Source organism: Nonomuraea cavernae (assembly GCF_014646355.1).
Classification (GTDB): Bacteria; Actinomycetota; Actinomycetes; order Streptosporangiales; family Streptosporangiaceae; genus Nonomuraea; species Nonomuraea cavernae.
The window spans coordinates 89,324-105,929 of the sequence record NZ_BMNH01000009.1; the positions used below are offsets into that span (position 1 = coordinate 89,324).

Consider the following 16,606-nt stretch of genomic DNA (forward strand, 5'->3'; position numbering starts at 1 on the left):
TCTATTCTCCTCGCTGGGACAGGTGGTCCAGAATCCGGCCCGCGGCCGTCCGGGCGGTGGCGACGCAGGCGGGAATGCCGAGCCCCTCGTAGGCGGCCCCGCACACCGCGAGCCCCGGCTGCACGGCCACCGCGGACCGCACCCTGGCCACCCGGTCGAGGTGGCCCACGTTGTACTGCGGCAGCCCGCCGCCCCACCGGGTGACGCGGGTGTCGACGGGCAGCCCGCGCACGCCCATCACGCCGGCCATCTCGGCCGTGCCGAGCGAGACCAGCTCGGCGTCGTCGCGCTGCAGCAGGTGCTCCTCGCCGACGCGGCCGATCGAGCAGCGCAGCAGCACCAGGTCGCCCGCGAGGTGGGGCCACTTGACCGAGCTGAACGTGACGGCCTTGACCGGGCGGCCCTCGACGGGCGGGACGAGGTAGCCGGTGCGCGCGGGCGGCTCGGGGAAGGCCGCGACGGGGTAGGCCAGCGTGACGACGGCCATGCTGGCGTACTCGATCTTGGCCAGCTCGGTCGCGGCCCCCGGCACCTCGGCCCCGAGCAGCCGGGCGGCGGCGGGAGCGGGAACCGCCACGATCACCGCGTCGGCATCGATGACCTCGGGCTTCGGCACCGGGCCGGTCACGAGCCGCCAGCCCTGCTCGGTGCGGCACAGCTCGCGGACGGTGACGCCGGTACGGACGTCGGCCTCGGCGGCCTTGGCGACGGCCTCGGGCAGGCTGCCCATGCCGTCGCGGAGCGTGGTGAAGACGGGGCCGGCGTCCCTGGGGCTCTCCTCGGCCATCCGCCGGGCGGCGCTGAGCAGCGAGCGCTCGGATCGGGCGGCGGCGGCCACCTGGGGCATCGTGGCCTCCAGCGACAGCTTGTCGGCGCGGCCGGCGTAGACGCCGCCGAGCAGCGGCTCGACGAGCCGGTCAAGGACCTCGCCGCCCATCCGGGCCCTGATGTAGGCGGCTACGGACACGTCGGTGCGCACCAGGGTCGGCGGCAGGATCTGGTCCATCGGCACCCGGAGCAGCCCGCCCGGCGACAGGATGCCGGATTTGGCCAGCTCGGCCAGGTCGGCCGGCACGCCCATGACCTGTCTCCTGGGCATCGGCCGCAACGCGCCCCTGCTGAGGATGGCGGAGCCGGCGGAGCCGGGGCTCATCAGGTCGTCGCCGAGCCCGGCCGCCTTGGCCAGCTCCTTGCCCTCGGGCCGCCTGGCCAGCATGGCCTCGGCGCCCACGTCGACGCTGACTCCGGCGACCGGCGAGGCGAGCAGCTTGCCGCCGACACGCGGGGCGCCCTCCAGCACGGTGATCCTGATCCGGTCGCCCCCGGCCTGGCGAAGGTGCCAGGCCGCGGCCAGCCCCGAGATGCCGCCGCCGACCACGACGACGTGGGGCGCGTTCTCTTCCACGGCGTTCCCATTCACGGCTCCTGACGTTACCGTCTCGGGTGCCTGACCGGCCGTTCGGGGCGCGTGACCATACCGTGACGGCTGCCATCAAACCCGCCTGTTCCCACGGCCGTCATAGGGGCATGAAGAGATTCCGGTACGGCGTGGCGTTGTCGGCCGCGTGCGTTGCCCTGCTCGCGTCAGGGTGCGGCGGCGGCTCGCTCCGCACCATTTCAACCGATTCAGCCCCGGCCGCGGCGCCCGAGTCGGCGGTCGCGCAGGACCGGGCGGACACGGACGGCTCCGCGGAGGTCAGCCCCAAGTCCGCCGCCAAGAGCGGGCGGTCGGCGGGGAGCGGCGAGAACCTCGCCTCCAACGTCAAGCTGACCCAGCAGGAGCGCCAGGTCGTCTACGTGGCGAACATGACCGTGCGGGCCAAGGAGGTCACGGCGGCGGCCTCGCGGGCCAAGCAGATCGTCACCTCGGCCGGCGGCTACCTGTCGAAGGAGGAGTCGCACTTCTCCGACGGCGGAGACGGCTCCGCCACCCTGGAGTTCAAGGTCCCGCCCGCCCGTTATCCCGAGGTGCTCGCGAGTCTCGGCAAGGACCTGGGCAAGCAGCTCTCGGTGAACCAGGGCACCCAGGACGTCACGCTGCAGGTGGCCGACGTCGACAGCCGGCTGAAGTCGGCGCAGGAGGCCCTCGTCTCGCTGCGCACCCTGCTGAAGAAGGCCGACACGATCGGCCAGGTGCTGGAGGTGGAGCGGGAGATCTCCGCCCGCGAGGCCGACCTGGAGTCGCTGCAGGCGCGGCAGAAGGAGCTGGCCGCCCAGGTGGGCATGGCGACGCTCACGCTCAACCTGGTCGGGCCGGTCACCGTGGTGCCCGAGCCGTCGGAGGAGCCGGCGGGCTTCCTGGGCGGGCTCGCCGCGGGCTGGTCGGCGCTGAAGGGGTTCGCGATGGTGGCCCTGACGGTGCTCGGCGCGGTGCTGCCGTGGCTGATCGTCATCGTGCCCGTGGTGCTGCTCGTGTCCTTCCTCGTGCGCCGCGCGCGTGGCAGGAGGACGCCCCCGGCCGTCGCCCCGGCGGAGACTCAGGCCTCGTGAACCAGGTCGGTCAGCCGTCTGAGCTGGTCGGGGTCGGTCGAGGGGAGCACGCCGTGGCCCAGGTTGAACACGTGACCCTCGGCCGCCCGGCCGCGGCGCAGCACCTCGCGGGCCTTGCGCTCGACGACCTCCCACGGGGCCAGCAGGATGGCCGGGTCGAGGTTGCCCTGCAGCGCCTTGCCGGGGCCGACCCGCCGGGCGGCCTCGTCCAGCGGCACCCGCCAGTCGACACCGACCACGTCGGCTCCCGCCTCGCCGAGCAGGCCGAGCAGCTCGCCGGTGCCCACGCCGAAGTGGATGCGCGGCACGTCGAGGTCGGCGAGCCCGTCGAAGATGCGGCGCGTGTGGGGCAGCACGAACTCGCGGTAGTCGTCGGGGGCCACCGCGCCCACCCACGAGTCGAACAGCTGGACGGCCGAGGCGCCCGCCCTGATCTGGATGCGCAGGTGCTCGAGGACGATGCCGCTGAGTCGTTCCATCAGCGCGTGCCACAGCCGCGGCTCGCCGTACATCATGGCCTTGGTGCGGTCGTGGTTCTTGGACGGGCCGCCCTCGATGAGGTAGGACCCGAGCGTGAACGGCGCGCCGGCGAAGCCGATCAGGGGTGTGCCGCCGAGCTCGCCGACCAGCGCCTCGATGGCCTCGGTGACGTAGGTGACGTCGCCGGGCTCGATCGGGCGCAGCGCGTCGAGGCCGGCCGCGTCACGGATCGGCTGGGCCACGACCGGGCCGACCCCGGGCTTGATGTCGAGGTCGACGCCGATGGCCTTGAGCGGCACGACGATGTCGCTGAAGAAGATGGCGGCGTCGACGCCGTAGCGGCGGACCGGCTGCATGGTGATCTCGACGATGAGCTCGGGCGTGGCGCACGCCGTGAGCATGGGCACGCCCTCGCGCACCTTGAGGTATTCGGGCAGCGAGCGCCCGGCCTGGCGCATGAACCACACGGGAGTGTGCGTGACGGGCCGGCGGCGGCAGGCGCGCAGGAACGCTGAGTCGGCGAGATTCACCCTCCAAGGGTGCCATGGCCTGCGCGCGGTCCGGTATCCGGCGTGAGGTGTCGGAAAAGTAGGCATTGGACGACCAAAATCATGATCAGATGGTCGGATGCACGTTTACCGGCCGACCCGGCATCGGCGCCGCACCCGGGTCGAACACACCCCATGGGCGACCAGAAAGCCGGTCTCGACTGGACCAAATGTTCCCCAAGTGACCGCGCGGCATCGATTCAGCATCCACTTTCGGGACACGCCGAGCGCGTTGCGGGGAATTGTCGGCGCGGCATGCCAACGTCGGAGCCACGACCCGACGAAAGGCCCCAGTGCGATGACCGCGTTGTGGAGTTCCCCAGAGCGCCGCAGAGAGACCTGCGCCTCGTGCGCTGGTGAGCGGCAGTTCGAGCGACCACCGTGCCTCGACGGGCACGAGCCGGGCGAGTGCGCCGAGTGGGCCTGCGTCGAGTGCGGTCACGCCCTGCTCATCGCCCAGGTCACGTCCACCCGCCCGGTCCGGCAGCTGGTTGCGGCAGCGGTTTGATCGCGAACGATGAGCACCCCCGTGGTCCCCTTCCGCCCGTCTACGACCTACTCTTCGACTATGACCCTCGGTGACCGGCCACCGGCTCCGGCCGCGTTCCGGCACGCGGTCGAGAGCCTCCGGCTGGCCGAGGTCAGACCGGAGATCGAGCTCGAGGACCTGCCCGCGCCGCAGCGGCTCGCGCCCTACTCCGCGGCCATGGGCGCCTCCGTCTACCGTGACGACGACGAGCTCGCGGTCGGCCGGCTGATCCTGCTCTACGACCCCGACGGCCAGCGCGGCTGGGAGGGTCCGTTCCGTTTGGTGGCCTACGTACGGGCCGACATGGAGCCCGAGATCACCTCCGACCCGCTGCTCGGGCCGGTGGCGTGGAGCTGGCTGACCGAAGCGCTCGACGCCCACCAAGCCGACTACTCCGCCGCCGGCGGTACCGTGACTAGAGCGGTGTCCGAGGGATTCGGCAACAAGGCCGACGATCCGGTCACCACCGAGCTCGAGCTGCGGGCGTCCTGGTCCCCCACGCACGAGGACCTGTCCGGCCATGTCGCCGCCTGGTGCGACCTCATGTGCGTGGCGGCGGGGATCCCACCGCTCCCACCCGATGTGGCCGCCATGCCCCGCCGACGCGATGATCCGGAGAGTGACCGAACGAAGTGAGGGCACCAGTCAACAGAACAACAGCGTCATGAGAGCGGTGGACTCATGACAGAAGAACGCACCGTCGTCCCCCTGCTGGAGCCGCGCGGAGGCATCCCCCCGGTCGTCGCCGACGCCGCGTCCCTGGCCCGGACCGTCGACGCCTTCGCCGCGGGCACCGGTCCGGTGGCGGTCGACGCCGAGCGCGCCTCCGGTTACCGCTACGGCAACCGCGCCTATCTGGTGCAGCTGCGCCGCGCGGGCGCCGGCACCGCGCTGATCGACCCGATCACCTGCCCCGACCTGTCCGCGCTCGACCAGGCGGTGGCCGACGCGGAGATCGTGCTGCACGCCGCCTCCCAGGACCTGCCGTGCCTGCTGGAGATCGGCTTCCGGCCGCGCGCCATGTTCGACACCGAGCTGGCCGGCCGGCTGCTCGGCTACGAGCGGGTGGGGCTCGGCACCATGGTCGAGACCGTGCTGGGGCTACGACTGGAGAAGGGGCACTCGGCCGCCGACTGGTCGACCCGGCCGTTGCCCGAAGCCTGGCTGCGCTACGCCGCGCTCGACGTGGAGGTGCTGGTCGAGCTCCGCGACGTGCTGCGCGCCGAGCTGGAGGAGAGCGGCAAGCTGGAGTGGGCGCGCGAGGAGTTCGCCGCCGTGCTCGGCACACCGCCGACCACGCCCCGGTCCGACCCGTGGCGGCGCACCTCGGGCATCCACAAGGTGCGCAACGTACGGGCCCTGGCCATCGTGCGCGAGCTGTGGATGATGCGCGACCGGATCGCCCGCGAGAGCGACCTGGCGCCGGGCCGGGTGCTGCCCGACTCCGCGATCGTCGCCGCCGCCCTCGACGTGCCGCGCACCAAGAAGGCCCTCACCGAGATCTCGGCCTTCACCGGGCGCAGCGCGCGCAGGCACATGAGCGACTGGCTGAGCGCGGTGAGCCGGGCCCGCGCCCTGTCCGACGGCGAGCTGCCGCAGCCCAGCACCCCGGGCGACGGCCCGCCTCCCGCCAACCGGTGGGCCGACCGCGATCCCGCCGCGGCCAAGCGGCTCAGCGCCGCCCGCGCCGTGGTGGCCGCGCTCGCCGACGAGCACCGCATGCCGACCGAGAACGTCCTGCAGCCCGACGCGGTGCGCAGGCTCACCTGGGAGCCTCCCGAGGAGATCAGCGACGAGAGCGTGGCCGAGCGGCTGCGCGGGCTCGGCGCCCGCGCGTGGCAGGTCTCGCTCACGGCCCACCCCCTCGCCAAGGCCCTGGCCAGACTGGAGACCAAGGGCGACCTCTAGGTACGGCCGGCGCACTTGACGCCTCCGGCGGCCCAGCCGTACGTTGCGGGAAAGCGCTTTCCTTGAAGGGGATCCCATGAGCGTGCGCACCATCGGCGTCGTGATGAACGGCGTCACCGGACGGATGGGCCATCGCCAGCATCTGGTCAGGTCCGTCCTGGCCATCAACGAGCAGGGCGGCGTCACGCTCTCGGACGGCGAGCGGGTCCTGCTCAGGCCGGTCCTCGTCGGGCGCGACCCCGCCCGGCTCGCCCGCCTGGCCGCCCGCCACGGCGTCGCCGAGCACACCACGGAGCTCGACGCCGCGCTCACCGGCGACGACAACCTGATCTACTTCGACGCCCAGGTCACCTCGGCCCGGGTGAAGTCCGTGCTCAGAGCCATCGACGCGGGCAAGCACGTCTACACCGAGAAGCCGACGGCCGAGTCGGTCGACGAGGCGGTCGCGCTCGCCGAGGCGGCGGCGGCAAGGGGCGTCAAGAACGGCGTGGTCCAGGACAAGCTCTTCCTGCCCGGCCTGCTCAAGCTGAGACGGCTGATCGACGGCGGCTTCTTCGGCCGGATCCTGTCGGTGCGCGGTGAGTTCGGCTACTGGGTGTTCGAGGGCGACTGGCAGGAGGCGCAGCGCCCGTCGTGGAACTACCGCGCGGCCGACGGCGGCGGCATCGTGCTCGACATGTTCCCGCACTGGCACTACGTGATGGAGAACCTGTTCGGCCGGGTCGAGGCGGTCTACGCGAAGGCCGCGACGCACATCCCGGCCCGCGTGGACGAGCACGGCGCCGCCTACGAGGCCACCGCCGACGACGCCGCGTACGGGATCTTCGAGCTGGAGGGCGGGGTGATCGCCCAGATCAACTCCTCCTGGACGGTCCGCGTCAACCGCGACGAGCTGGTGGAGTTCCAGGTGGACGGCACACACGGCAGCGCGGTCGCGGGGCTGCGCGACTGCCGGATCCAGCACCGGGCCGGCACGCCCAAGCCGGTCTGGAACCCCGACCTGCCGGTCGCCACGCGCTTTCGCGAGCAGTGGCAGGAGGTGCCGGACAACACCGAGTTCGACAACGGGTTCAAGATCCAGTGGGAGCTGTTCGTCCGGCACGTGCTGGAGGACGCGCCCTTCCCCTACGACTTCGCCGCCGGAGCGCGCGGCGTCCAGCTGGCCGAGCTGGGGCTGCGCTCCTCCGCCGAGGGCCGCCGGATCGAGGTGCCGGCACTGTGATGATCGACCTGCCCGGCGGGGCGTACGCCCTGCGCGAGCCCGTGACCTGGCCCACGCAGGGCGCGCCCGTCACCGGCCGCGTCGGCTACGCGGCGGCGCACGTGGTGGCCGATCCGCTCGGCGACAACACGCCCGGCTCCCCCGCCGCCGTCGACTGGGACGCCACTCTCCGCTTCCGCCGCCACCTGTGGTCGTACGGCCTGCGGGTGGCCGACGCCATGGACACCGCGCAGCGCAACGCGGGCCTGGACTGGGCCGCGACGAAGGAGCTCATCGCGCGCGGCGCCCGTGCGGCCCGCGACTTCGGCGATCCCGCCACGCTGCTGGCCTGCGGCGCGGGCACCGACCACGCCCCCGGCGCGGCCGGCCTGGCCGCCGTCACCGCCGCGTACGCCGAGCAGATCGACACGGTGCAGTCGGCCGGCGCCCAGGTGATCGTCATGGCCTCGCGCGAGCTGGCCCGGGTGGCGAACGGTCCCGGCGACTACCACCAGGTGTACGGCAAGCTGCTCGGCCTGGCCGAACGGCCGGTGATCCTGCACTGGCTCGGCGAGATGTTCGACCCGATGCTGGCCGGCTACTGGGGCTCGGCCGACGTGCCCGCCGCCACCGACTCCTTACTGGAGCTGATCCACGCCCACGCCCCGATGGTGGACGGGGTGAAGGTGTCGCTGCTGGACGAGGAGCACGAGGTGAGGCTGCGCGCGGCGCTGCCCGGTGGGGTGCGGCTCTACACGGGCGACGACTTCAACTACCCGTCGCTGATCAAATCGGGCTCGCACGCGCTGCTCGGCGTCTTCGCCGCGATCGCCCCCGCGGCGGCGGCCGCCCTCAGGGTGCTCGACGCGGCCGAGTCCGGCGGCCAGGCCGATCGCGACCGGCTGCTGGCCGACTACGACCAGATTTTGGCGCCGACCGTGCCGCTGTCGCGGAAGATCTTCGAGCCGCCGACCTATCACTACAAGACCGGCATTGTCTTCCTGGCCTGGCTGAACGGCCATCAGGACGCGTTCGCCATGGTCAACGGCGCCCAGTCGGCGCGTTCGCTGCGCCACCTGACCGAGGTGTTCCGCCTGGCCGACCAGGCGGGGCTGCTGGCCGACCCGGAGCTGGCCGTGCGCCGGATGAGGGCGCTGCTGGCGGTGAACGGCCAATGAGTCTGTCGCTCAACCAGTGGACGACCAGGCGCTGGTCGGTGGCCGAGGCCGTGGACGGCTGCGTACGGCACGGGCTGGCGGCCGTGGGGCTGTGGCGCGAGAAGGTGGCCGAGCAGGGGCTGGCCGAGACCGTCAGGCTGGTGCGCGAGGCCGGGCTGCGGGTGTCGTCGCTGTGCCGGGGCGGTTTCCTGACCGCGGGCGGACTGCCCGGCGAGGAGGACCGTCACGCCTTCGCCCGAGCTCTCGACGACAACCGGCGGGCCATCGACGAGGCGGCGGAGCTGGCGGCGGCCTGCCTGGTGATGGTGGTGGGCGGTCTTCCCGGCGTGCGGGCGGGCGCACCACTGCCCGCGAGCGGCCTCTCACGCGAGCCGGCCGCGGGCGGCTCGGCTCCCTGCCCGCCCGGCTTCTCACGCGATCTGGCCGGGGCCCGTGAGCGGGTGGCCGAGGCCCTCGGCGTCCTCGCGCCCTACGCCGGGGAGCGCGGCGTCCGGCTGGCGCTGGAGCCGCTGCACCCGGTCTACTGCCCGGACCGGGCCGTCCTGTCCACGCTGGGCCAGGCGCTCGACCTGTGTCAGGCGTACCCGCCGGAGCAGGTCGGCGTGGTCGTCGACACCTTCCACGTGTGGTGGGATCCGCGGCTGTCCGACGACCTCGCCCGCGCTCGCGGCCGGATCGCCGCCTACCAGGTGTGCGACTACCTGCACCCGCTGCCCGCCGACGTGCTGCTCGGGCGTGGCATGATGGGCGACGGAGTGATCGACTTCGGGCCGATCACCCGGGCCGTGGCCGGGGCGGGCTACACCGGCGACGTGGAGGTCGAGATCTTCAACGCCGACGTCTGGGCCGCCGATCCCAACGACGTGGTGGCCACCATGAAGGCCCGCTACGCCGCCCTGGTGCCGGCCGGCTGACCCTTTCCCCCTGACGAAAGGCGAGATCCTTGGGCTCGCACAACGACCGTCTGGCCCTGCCCGGTGACGTCCATCTCGCCGGTGCGGGTCTCATCCTGCGCGAATGGGCGGAGCAGGATCTGCCCGCGATGTCCGAGCTGTTCGACGAGCCGGCCGTCGCCCGCTGGACCCCGCTGCGCTCCCCCTTCGACCAGAGCGCCGCCCGCGCGTACCTGGACCAGGCCCGCCAGCGCCGCGCCGAGGGGAGGAGACTCCAGCTCGCCATCACCACCGACGGCGGGCGGCCCCTCGGCGAGATCCTGCTGTTCGTCACCGGCGAGCCGGGCGAGGTGGAGCTGGCCTACGCCGTCGGCGCCGCGCACCGCGGCCGGGGCCTGGCGGTGCGCGCCGTCCAGCTGATCACCGCCTACGCCTACGACCCTCTGGCCGGCAGCCGGGTGCTCCTGCGGATCGCCGCCGGCAACACCGCCAGCGCCGCCGTGGCCCGGTCGGCCGGGTTCCGCCTCACCGACGCGCCCGCGCTCGTCCGCGAGGGCTCCGACCCGTTGCACACGTGGCTCCACCACCGGACCACCGCACCACAGGAGACGGACGCGTCCGTTCCGGAGCCGCTCAGACCTCCGCCGGCTCCTCCTCGACGGTGACGGTGACGGTGCCCGCCGCGCCGTTCACCCTGATCAGGTCGCCGGTCGTGATGCGGCGGGTGGCCTCGGGCACGCCGACCACGGCCGGGATGCCGTATTCACGGGCCACCACCGCCCCGTGCGACATGGCACCGCCCATCTCCATCACCAGCCCGCCGGCGGTGAGGAACAACGGCGTCCAGCCGGGGTCGGTGGACGGGCAGACCAGGATCTCGCCCGGTTCGAGGTGGGCGCCGACCGGGTCCAGCACCACCCTGGCCGGGCCGGTGACCGTGCCGGCCGAGGCGGCGGACCCGGTCAGCGCGCCCTCGGCGGCCGTGGCCGACAGCGTCTCCGGCTCGGTGCCGTCGGAGAGCATGATCCTGGGCACGTGCCTGCGGCGGGTCTCCCGCTCGTGGGCCGCCCGCCGCCCGGTCACGAGGTCGCGCAGGTCGCCGCCGGCCAGCGCGGCCCTGGCCTCCTCGACGCTCAGGAAGAACACGTCGTCGGCCGAGCCGAGCACCCCGGTGGCCGCCAGGTGCTCGCCGACGGCCAGCAGACTGCGCCGCAGCCCGGCCAGGACCCGCACCAGGTAGAACTTGGGCAGCTCACGCAGTCCCGCGTACGTCCTGGTGCGGCGGAGCGCGAAGCGGGTGACCGCGGCCCGAGGGCGGCCCCGGCGGCGGGCCCGGGCGACGATCTCGGCCATGGCCGCGTCCGCCTCGGCGGCTCCTCTGGCGAAGAGCGCGTCGGGGGCGAGGGGGCCGGCGTCGTCCATGCGCAGATAGTTGGCCAGGACGCCGAGCAGGTGGGCGGGGTCGTCCGACCAGCGCGGCACTCCGAGGTCGATCTCGGCGACGCCGCGGTGGCCGTAGACGTCGAGGAAGCGCGCGATGCCCTGCTGGGCCTTCGGTGGCAGCTCGCCCGCGCGGTAGAGGCGCACCAGCTCGCCGACCGGGTGCCGGCGGAACGGCTCCGGCTCGACCCGGCCGGCCAGAGCCCAGAGCTCCAGGTCCATCTCGGTGGTCGGGTTGTGCGGAAGGGCGCGGAGCACGTCCTGCATCTCGCTCAGCGGCAGGCCGGACAGCCGCGAGGCCAGCCCGAACAGCCCGTAGCCGGTGAGCGCGATCGGCATGATCGAGATGATCTGCGGGAACGTGCCGCCGAGCACCCATTCCGCGTGGTCGAGGCGCTGCGCGGGCGTCGCCCCGACAGGCACGCGCAGCCGCGCGTCCAGCCGCTCGCCCACCTCGCGGGTGTAGGCGAGGGCGCGGCCCGGCCTGGTCAGCGCCTGGAACACGCGGGCCGGCGCGCGCACCCGGCGGGCGAAGCGCGCGAGGCCCAGCAGGACCGGCCGGAGCGAGGTGCGCGTGACCGACAGGCGGGGATCCTCGACGAGCCGCTCCAGCACGGCCGCGGCGCGGGTCTCGCCCACGGCCAGGACGCGCGGCAGGATCGCCCGACCGGCCCGGCCGCGCACGGCCGTGGTGAGGTCGATCCACAGCCGCCCGCCGGACACCGCCAGGAAGGCCGGCCCGGCCCGCCGCTCGGCCGGGGCGTGCCCGAACAGCCCGGCGGCGCCGGAGGCGAGCAGCCGGAACGCCGAGAGCCCCATCGGCGTGAGCGGGCCCATCACGCCCTGGACGACGTTGACCGAGAAGTAGACCCGCAGCCCGTCGCGCGCGCTCTCGGGCAGTGGGTAGAGCGTGGTGATCGGCCGGGCCTGGGTGAGCCAGAGGGCGCCGTCGTCGCCGATGGCCCACTCGGTGTCCTGCGGCGCGCCGTAGTGGTCCTCGACGCGGACGCCCAGCGCGGCCAGCTCGCGCGCCTGGGCGTCGGTCAGGCACAGGCCGCCGGGCGCGGTCTCGACGTGCTCGGTGCCGCCGCCCGGCAGGGAGCGTACGGCCAGCCGCTTGTCTCCCTCGTGCCGGAGCAGGATCTCGCCGGTGGCCGCGTCGACCGCGAACCGGTCGGGGTTGACCGCGCCGGAGACCACGGCCTCGCCCAGCCCCGGGGCGGCGTCGATGACGGCCTCGCGCCTGCGGCCCGTCACCGGGTTGGCGGTGAACATCACCCCGGCCACCCGCGCGTCGACCATCATCTGGACGACGACCGCGAGCCGTACGGCGGCGTGATCGATGCCGTTGGCCTCGCGGTAGGCGACGGCGCGGTCGGTCCACAGTGAGGCCCAGCAGCGGCGGACGGCGTCGATCACGGCGTCGGGGCCGACGACGCCCAGGTAGGTGTCCTGTTGTCCGGCGAAGCTGGCGAACGGCAGGTCCTCGGCCGTGGCCGAGGAGCGCACCGCGACCGGCACGCCGTCGCCGAGACCGGCGTAGAACTCCCGCACGGTCTTGGCCACCGGACCGGGCACGGGCGTCTCCAGCAGCCGGCTCCTGACGGCCTCGGCCAGTCCTGGGCCGCCCCGGGCGATGACCACGTCGAGCTCCGCCGCCTCGGCGACCTGGCGGTAGGCCTCGGTGGTCAGCACCCAGCCGGCGGGGACCGGGAATCCCGCCCTGGTCAGCTCGCCGAGGTTGGCGGCCTTACCGCCCACCTCGGCGAGCATCCCGGCGTGGATCTCGGAGAACTCCAGTGCGGTGTTCATCGCGCCCCCAGGGTCTTCGTGCGTCTCGCCCCGAGTCTCACTCTTCCGAGGCCAGAATTCAACACGCGATGAAAAGATTCTCAGAAGCGGAGCGGGCTCCCGTCGAGCTCCCAGGCGGGGTCGGCGTCGATGCCCAGCGCGGCCAGCGCGGTGGGGGCCACGTCGACCAGCCTCGGCTCGCCGAGCGAGCCTCCGCCCAGGTCCTCGCCCAGCCGGGCGGCGATCACGAACACCGTGCGCTCCTCGTCGGAGACGCCGCCGTGACCGCCCTCGTCGACATGGCCGTGGTCGGTCGTGACCAGCACCGTCCAGCGCTCGCGAGGGTACGACGGCCGCGCGCGGACCGTGTCGAGCAGACGGCCCAGGTAGGCGTCCTGGAGCAGCAGCGCGTCGGCGTATTCGCGACAGAGCGGGCCGAGGTCGTGGGCCACCTCGTCGGTGTCGCCCAGGTAGACGAACGCCAGGTCGGGTCCGTCGCCCGCCAGGTGGGCCGCGGCGGCCTCGGTGACCCGCTCGTCGCCGGCGTGGAAGGTGATGGCGTAGCCGTCGACCACGAACCGGGTGCCGAGGGCCGGGCCGAAGGCACCGTGCTCGGCCAGCGCGGCCCAGGAGAAGAAGGCGGCGGTGACCAGGTCGGGGCGGACGGAGCCGGCCCGAGTCAAGAAATCCGGATATTTCGCGAACTGGGCTCCTGCGAACCCGTTGTCCACGACGCCGTGCTTGTCCGGCCAGACCCCGGTCGCGATCGACGACCATCCGGGGCCGGAGTCGGTGCGCGCCCTGATCAGCCGGACGTCGTCCTGGACGTCGCCCGGTGACGTGGCGGACTCCGGGACGACCTCGCCCGGCGACTCGGTGCGGGGCGCCCCGGCCTCGCCGTACGGGAGGCGGCTGGTGCCGTACCGGCCTGCGGACATCAGCGCGCCGAGCACCGGCGGGCGCACTGCGGCGAGCCGGTCGAAGCGCAGGCCGTCCATGCCCACCACGAGCACCTTGTCGATCATGCGGAGGTCCTCCCGAAACGTCGCACCCATGCGGCGGCGCCGGGCAGGACCTCCTCGACCGGGGCCACCTGGGGATACCAGGCGCGCTCCCATTCGAGCGAGACCCATCCGTCGTAGCCGGCCTCGCGCAGCAGTGTCCCGCACTCCTCCAGCGGCACCGCACCGGCCCCCAGCGGCACGGGCGTGCAGTCGCCGGCCGAGACCGCGTCCTTGACCTGCACGTAGGCGAGCCAGGGCCGCAGCGCGGCGAGCGTGGCGGCGGGCGGCTCGCCGCCACGCCAGGGATGCAGCAGGTCCCAGAGCGCGCCGGTGGTCTCGGGGACGGCCGCCGCGCCGAGCAGGCCGGCCACGGCCGCGCCGGTGGCCAGCCGGTCGTGCGTCTCGACGAGCACCCGGACGCCGAGGTCGGCGGCCGCGCCGGCGACGGCCCGCAGCCTGCGCGCGCCTACGGCCGGGTCGTCACCGCGCGGGAAGACCCGCACGCCGAGGGCCCCGAGCTGGGCGGCCAGCGCCAGGTCGGCGAGCAGCGCCTCGACGGCGGGCCCGTCGGGGCCGGGCTCGCACACGCCGACGTAGCCGGCCAGGGCGGCGACCTCCAGACCGGCGTCCGCGATCCGCTCGCGCACGGACCGGCGTTCCTCGCGGCCGAGCCCCCGGTGCACGCCGGTGTCGGGGTGCAGGCGGAGTTCGAGACCGTGGCAGCCGTGCCCGGCCGCCACCTCGATCGCCCGGTCGAGCCCCTCGCCCGGCAGGCCGAGCGTGCTGAGCGCCAGCTTCACCCCGGCTCCCGCCGGAGGTCCCGCACGCTCGCGCGCAGCACGACCTCTCCGGCGACCTGCTCGACCACCGGCGTCTCCCCCGCGTCCAGCGCGAGCTCCAGCGCCCGCGCGCCGAGATCGGCCAGCGGCAGGCGTACGGTGGTCAGCGCCGGCACCTGGTCGCGCAGGGTGGCGATGTCGTCGAAGCCCGCCACCGAGACGTCCTCCGGCACCCGCACACCGCGCTCGCGATAGGCGGCCAGCGCGCCCACGGCCATCACGTCGTTGACGGCGAACACGCAGGTCGCCTCACCCGTCTCGGCCGCCGCCGTGTAGCCGCCGTCGCGGTCGAAGGGGCCGTGGACGACGCGCGGCTCGGGCAGCCCGAGCTCCCGGATCGCGGTGACGAACCCGTCGCACCGGTCACGGGCGGTGATCAGCCACGGGGGCCCGGCGAGCACGGCGAACCGGGTGTGACCGAGCCCGGCCAGCGCGCGGGCCAGCTCCGCCGCGCCCTCCCGGTTGGCGGGAGCCACCGTGTCGACGCCCAGCAGGGGCTGGCCCACGCAGGCCACCCGGCCCCCGGCGTCGAGGTAGCGCCGCAGCTCGTCGCGGAGCCGGCCGGTCACCTCGGGGTCGTCGACCCGCGACCCGGCCAGCAGCACGGCCCGTACGCGCTGGGCGTTGAGCGTGGCCACGTAGGCGATCTCCTGCTCGGGGTCGCGGTGGGTGGTGCCCACCATGACGAGCAGCCCCTCGCCGGCCGCGGCGCGCATGGCGCCGTCGGCCAGCGCGGCGAAGTAGGGGTCGGTCAGGTCGTGGACGACGATGCCGATGACATTGCTCGCTCCCCGGGCCAGCGTCTGGGCCGCCATGTTGGCGCGGTAGCCCAGCTCACCGGCGGCCCGTTCGACCCGCGCGCGCAGGTCGGCGCCGACCTGGCGGGTGCTGCCGTTGAGCACCCGCGAGGCGGTCGCGAGCGAGACGCCCGCCTGCTTGGCGACGTCCTCCAGCGTGACCACGACACCTCCCGGAAAGCGGTTGCCTCTGGCGCCGGACCGGCGCCCGGCTCCGCATCCTCGCACGCCGCGCCCGTCCGAAGACAGGAGACCCTGGAGAAACGCGGGTCAGACCCAGGGGAACAGCCTCTCGAACAGGCCCTTCCTGGTCTCCGCCGGGGTCGGCACGGGCTCGGCCTCCATCGTCTCCACCTCGGCCGCCTCCCTGCCGGTGGGCTCACCGGCGCCCTTCGGCTCCTCCGCGCCCTTCGGCTCCTCGGCCAGGTCGAGATCTTGGGGCTCCTGGGTGGCCCGTCTGCTGGGCTTGACCGTCGGCTCGTCCACGCGGCCGGTGGGCGTGGCACGCGGCGTGGCGGTGCGCGTCGGCCGGGCCCGCGTGACGGTCGGCGTCGGCCGGGCGGTCTGCGAGACGACCGGCTCGGGCGTACGCGACTTCTCGGGCGCGGTCGTCGCCTCATCGGTGCCGTCCGGGACAGGGGACTCGGCGGGCGCGCTCACCTCACCGGCACTCGCGCACCGCGCGCCCGCGCACGGGTCCTCGGACGACGCGCCGGTCAGCATCCATCCGGCGCCGGCACCGAAGATCACGACCGCCGCCGCGCCCACCAGCAGCACCCTGGTACGGCGGCGCACCTCACGCCGGCGGTCCTCCTCCTCGTCGTCGACATCGGTCCACCCGGATCCGAGGAACCCCCGCCGAGGCTCGTCCTGGGCGGACTCGTACGCCTTGTCGAGCGGCAGGTAGCCGCGGGTCGCCTCGTCGCCCGCGGACGGCGTCTCGGCCACCTGCTCCGACGCCGGGTCCACCTCGTCACGAGGCTCGCCCTTGTCCGGCGGCAGGATGTAGGTCTCCCGGACGACGGGTTGCTCGTCGGTGTCGTCGGTGCTCAGGCGCGGGGACAGCACGTCGCCGGTCAAATCGGGGTTCAACGACCTGCCCTGCCCACCCTCGTAGGACCTGTCGTTCTCGTCGCGAGCCACGATGTACCTCTCTAGTACGAATACGGACCGCAACCTTTCCTAACAGAATCAACATCACCTTGTCCGGAAATTCCACTCCTTTCGCCAAGAGAACATCCGTAACTCCGCCCCCAGCCCGCACTGCGCCGGCAAGTGACGGCTTCAGCTACGGCGACCAAGCCCAAGGGGCGGAGACAGGCGCTTCAGCATCGGCGAGTAGCCAGGACACCGAACCCGAGCACGCGCTACGGCGCCCAAGAGGAACGGCCGGACAGCCGAAAGCGGAGGCGGGTGGGCGTTCCGGCCGACTTAGGACCGTGCCAAGTACCCCCGCACCCGAAACAACGCCGAAGGCGAAAAACACCAGACCCCAGGCAATCGCGGTC

Annotated in this window: 14 protein-coding genes; 7 read left to right on the top strand and 7 right to left on the bottom strand. The window is 73.7% G+C overall.

Features of this window, described 5'->3' with window-relative positions; genetic code table 11:
* Nucleotide 1: 1 nt before the first annotated feature.
* Nucleotides 2–1,405 (bottom strand): protoporphyrinogen oxidase, encoded by a 1,404-nt coding sequence (hemG, locus tag IEY82_RS17205; RefSeq protein WP_189125140.1) that lies wholly within the window; start codon nucleotides 1,403–1,405, stop codon nucleotides 2–4.
* A gap of 122 nt (nucleotides 1,406–1,527) precedes the next feature.
* Here hemG and IEY82_RS17210 point away from each other — a divergent pair, with 122 nt between their 5' ends.
* Nucleotides 1,528–2,490, top strand: a complete 963-nt coding sequence (locus IEY82_RS17210; protein WP_189125141.1) for a DUF4349 domain-containing protein — start codon at nucleotides 1,528–1,530, stop codon at nucleotides 2,488–2,490.
* On the opposite strand, the gene hemE is transcribed toward IEY82_RS17210, so the two are convergent.
* The gene (hemE, locus tag IEY82_RS17215; RefSeq protein WP_189125142.1) at nucleotides 2,478–3,500 is read right to left on the bottom strand and encodes a uroporphyrinogen decarboxylase; all 1,023 of its coding nucleotides are present in this window, start codon (nucleotides 3,498–3,500) and stop codon (nucleotides 2,478–2,480) included. The two genes, IEY82_RS17210 and hemE, sit on opposite strands and share 13 nt — an antisense overlap.
* Before the next feature lie 586 nt (nucleotides 3,501–4,086).
* On the opposite strand from hemE, the gene IEY82_RS17220 reads away from it, so the two are divergent.
* From IEY82_RS17220 to IEY82_RS17245, 6 genes are all read left to right on the top strand, one after another.
* On the top strand, nucleotides 4,087–4,683 hold the full coding sequence (locus IEY82_RS17220; RefSeq protein WP_189125143.1) for a DUF3000 domain-containing protein: 597 nt from the start codon (nucleotides 4,087–4,089) through the stop codon (nucleotides 4,681–4,683).
* Nucleotides 4,684–4,728: 45 nt separating this feature from the next.
* Entirely contained in the window at nucleotides 4,729–5,955 is a 1,227-nt protein-coding gene (locus IEY82_RS17225; RefSeq protein WP_189125144.1) for a ribonuclease D, read from the top strand.
* Nucleotides 5,956–6,031: 76 nt separating this feature from the next.
* A complete protein-coding gene (locus IEY82_RS17230; protein WP_189125145.1) occupies nucleotides 6,032–7,177 on the top strand; it encodes a Gfo/Idh/MocA family protein in 1,146 nt (381 codons plus the stop codon).
* Entirely contained in the window at nucleotides 7,177–8,334 is a 1,158-nt protein-coding gene (locus IEY82_RS17235; RefSeq protein WP_189125262.1) for a dihydrodipicolinate synthase family protein, read from the top strand. The genes IEY82_RS17230 and IEY82_RS17235 overlap by 1 nt, the downstream gene beginning before the upstream one ends.
* Nucleotides 8,331–9,248 (top strand): sugar phosphate isomerase/epimerase family protein, encoded by a 918-nt coding sequence (locus tag IEY82_RS17240; protein WP_189125146.1) that lies wholly within the window; start codon nucleotides 8,331–8,333, stop codon nucleotides 9,246–9,248. Before IEY82_RS17235 ends, IEY82_RS17240 begins: the two co-directional genes overlap by 4 nt.
* Nucleotides 9,249–9,277: 29 nt before the next feature.
* Nucleotides 9,278–9,892: a GNAT family N-acetyltransferase gene (locus IEY82_RS17245; RefSeq protein ID WP_225263299.1), complete on the top strand. Its 615-nt coding sequence runs from the start codon at nucleotides 9,278–9,280 to the stop codon at nucleotides 9,890–9,892.
* Here the strand turns inward: IEY82_RS17245 and IEY82_RS17250 are convergent.
* From IEY82_RS17250 to IEY82_RS17270, 5 genes are all read right to left on the bottom strand, one after another.
* Nucleotides 9,861–12,479 (bottom strand): PEP/pyruvate-binding domain-containing protein, encoded by a 2,619-nt coding sequence (locus IEY82_RS17250; protein ID WP_189125147.1) that lies wholly within the window; start codon nucleotides 12,477–12,479, stop codon nucleotides 9,861–9,863. The genes IEY82_RS17245 and IEY82_RS17250 overlap by 32 nt on opposite strands.
* Nucleotides 12,480–12,559: 80 nt before the next feature.
* Nucleotides 12,560–13,483, bottom strand: a complete 924-nt coding sequence (locus IEY82_RS17255) for an alkaline phosphatase family protein (protein ID WP_225263297.1) — start codon at nucleotides 13,481–13,483, stop codon at nucleotides 12,560–12,562.
* A complete protein-coding gene (locus tag IEY82_RS17260) occupies nucleotides 13,480–14,262 on the bottom strand; it encodes a sugar phosphate isomerase/epimerase family protein (RefSeq protein WP_189125149.1) in 783 nt (260 codons plus the stop codon). The genes IEY82_RS17255 and IEY82_RS17260 overlap by 4 nt, the downstream gene beginning before the upstream one ends.
* On the bottom strand, nucleotides 14,259–15,263 hold the full coding sequence (locus IEY82_RS17265; RefSeq protein WP_189125150.1) for a LacI family DNA-binding transcriptional regulator: 1,005 nt from the start codon (nucleotides 15,261–15,263) through the stop codon (nucleotides 14,259–14,261). The genes IEY82_RS17260 and IEY82_RS17265 overlap by 4 nt, the downstream gene beginning before the upstream one ends.
* A 105-nt stretch (nucleotides 15,264–15,368) precedes the next feature.
* Nucleotides 15,369–16,241, bottom strand: coding sequence for a hypothetical protein (locus IEY82_RS17270; protein WP_189125151.1), 873 nt, complete (start codon nucleotides 16,239–16,241; stop codon nucleotides 15,369–15,371).
* Nucleotides 16,242–16,606 lie beyond the last annotated feature (365 nt).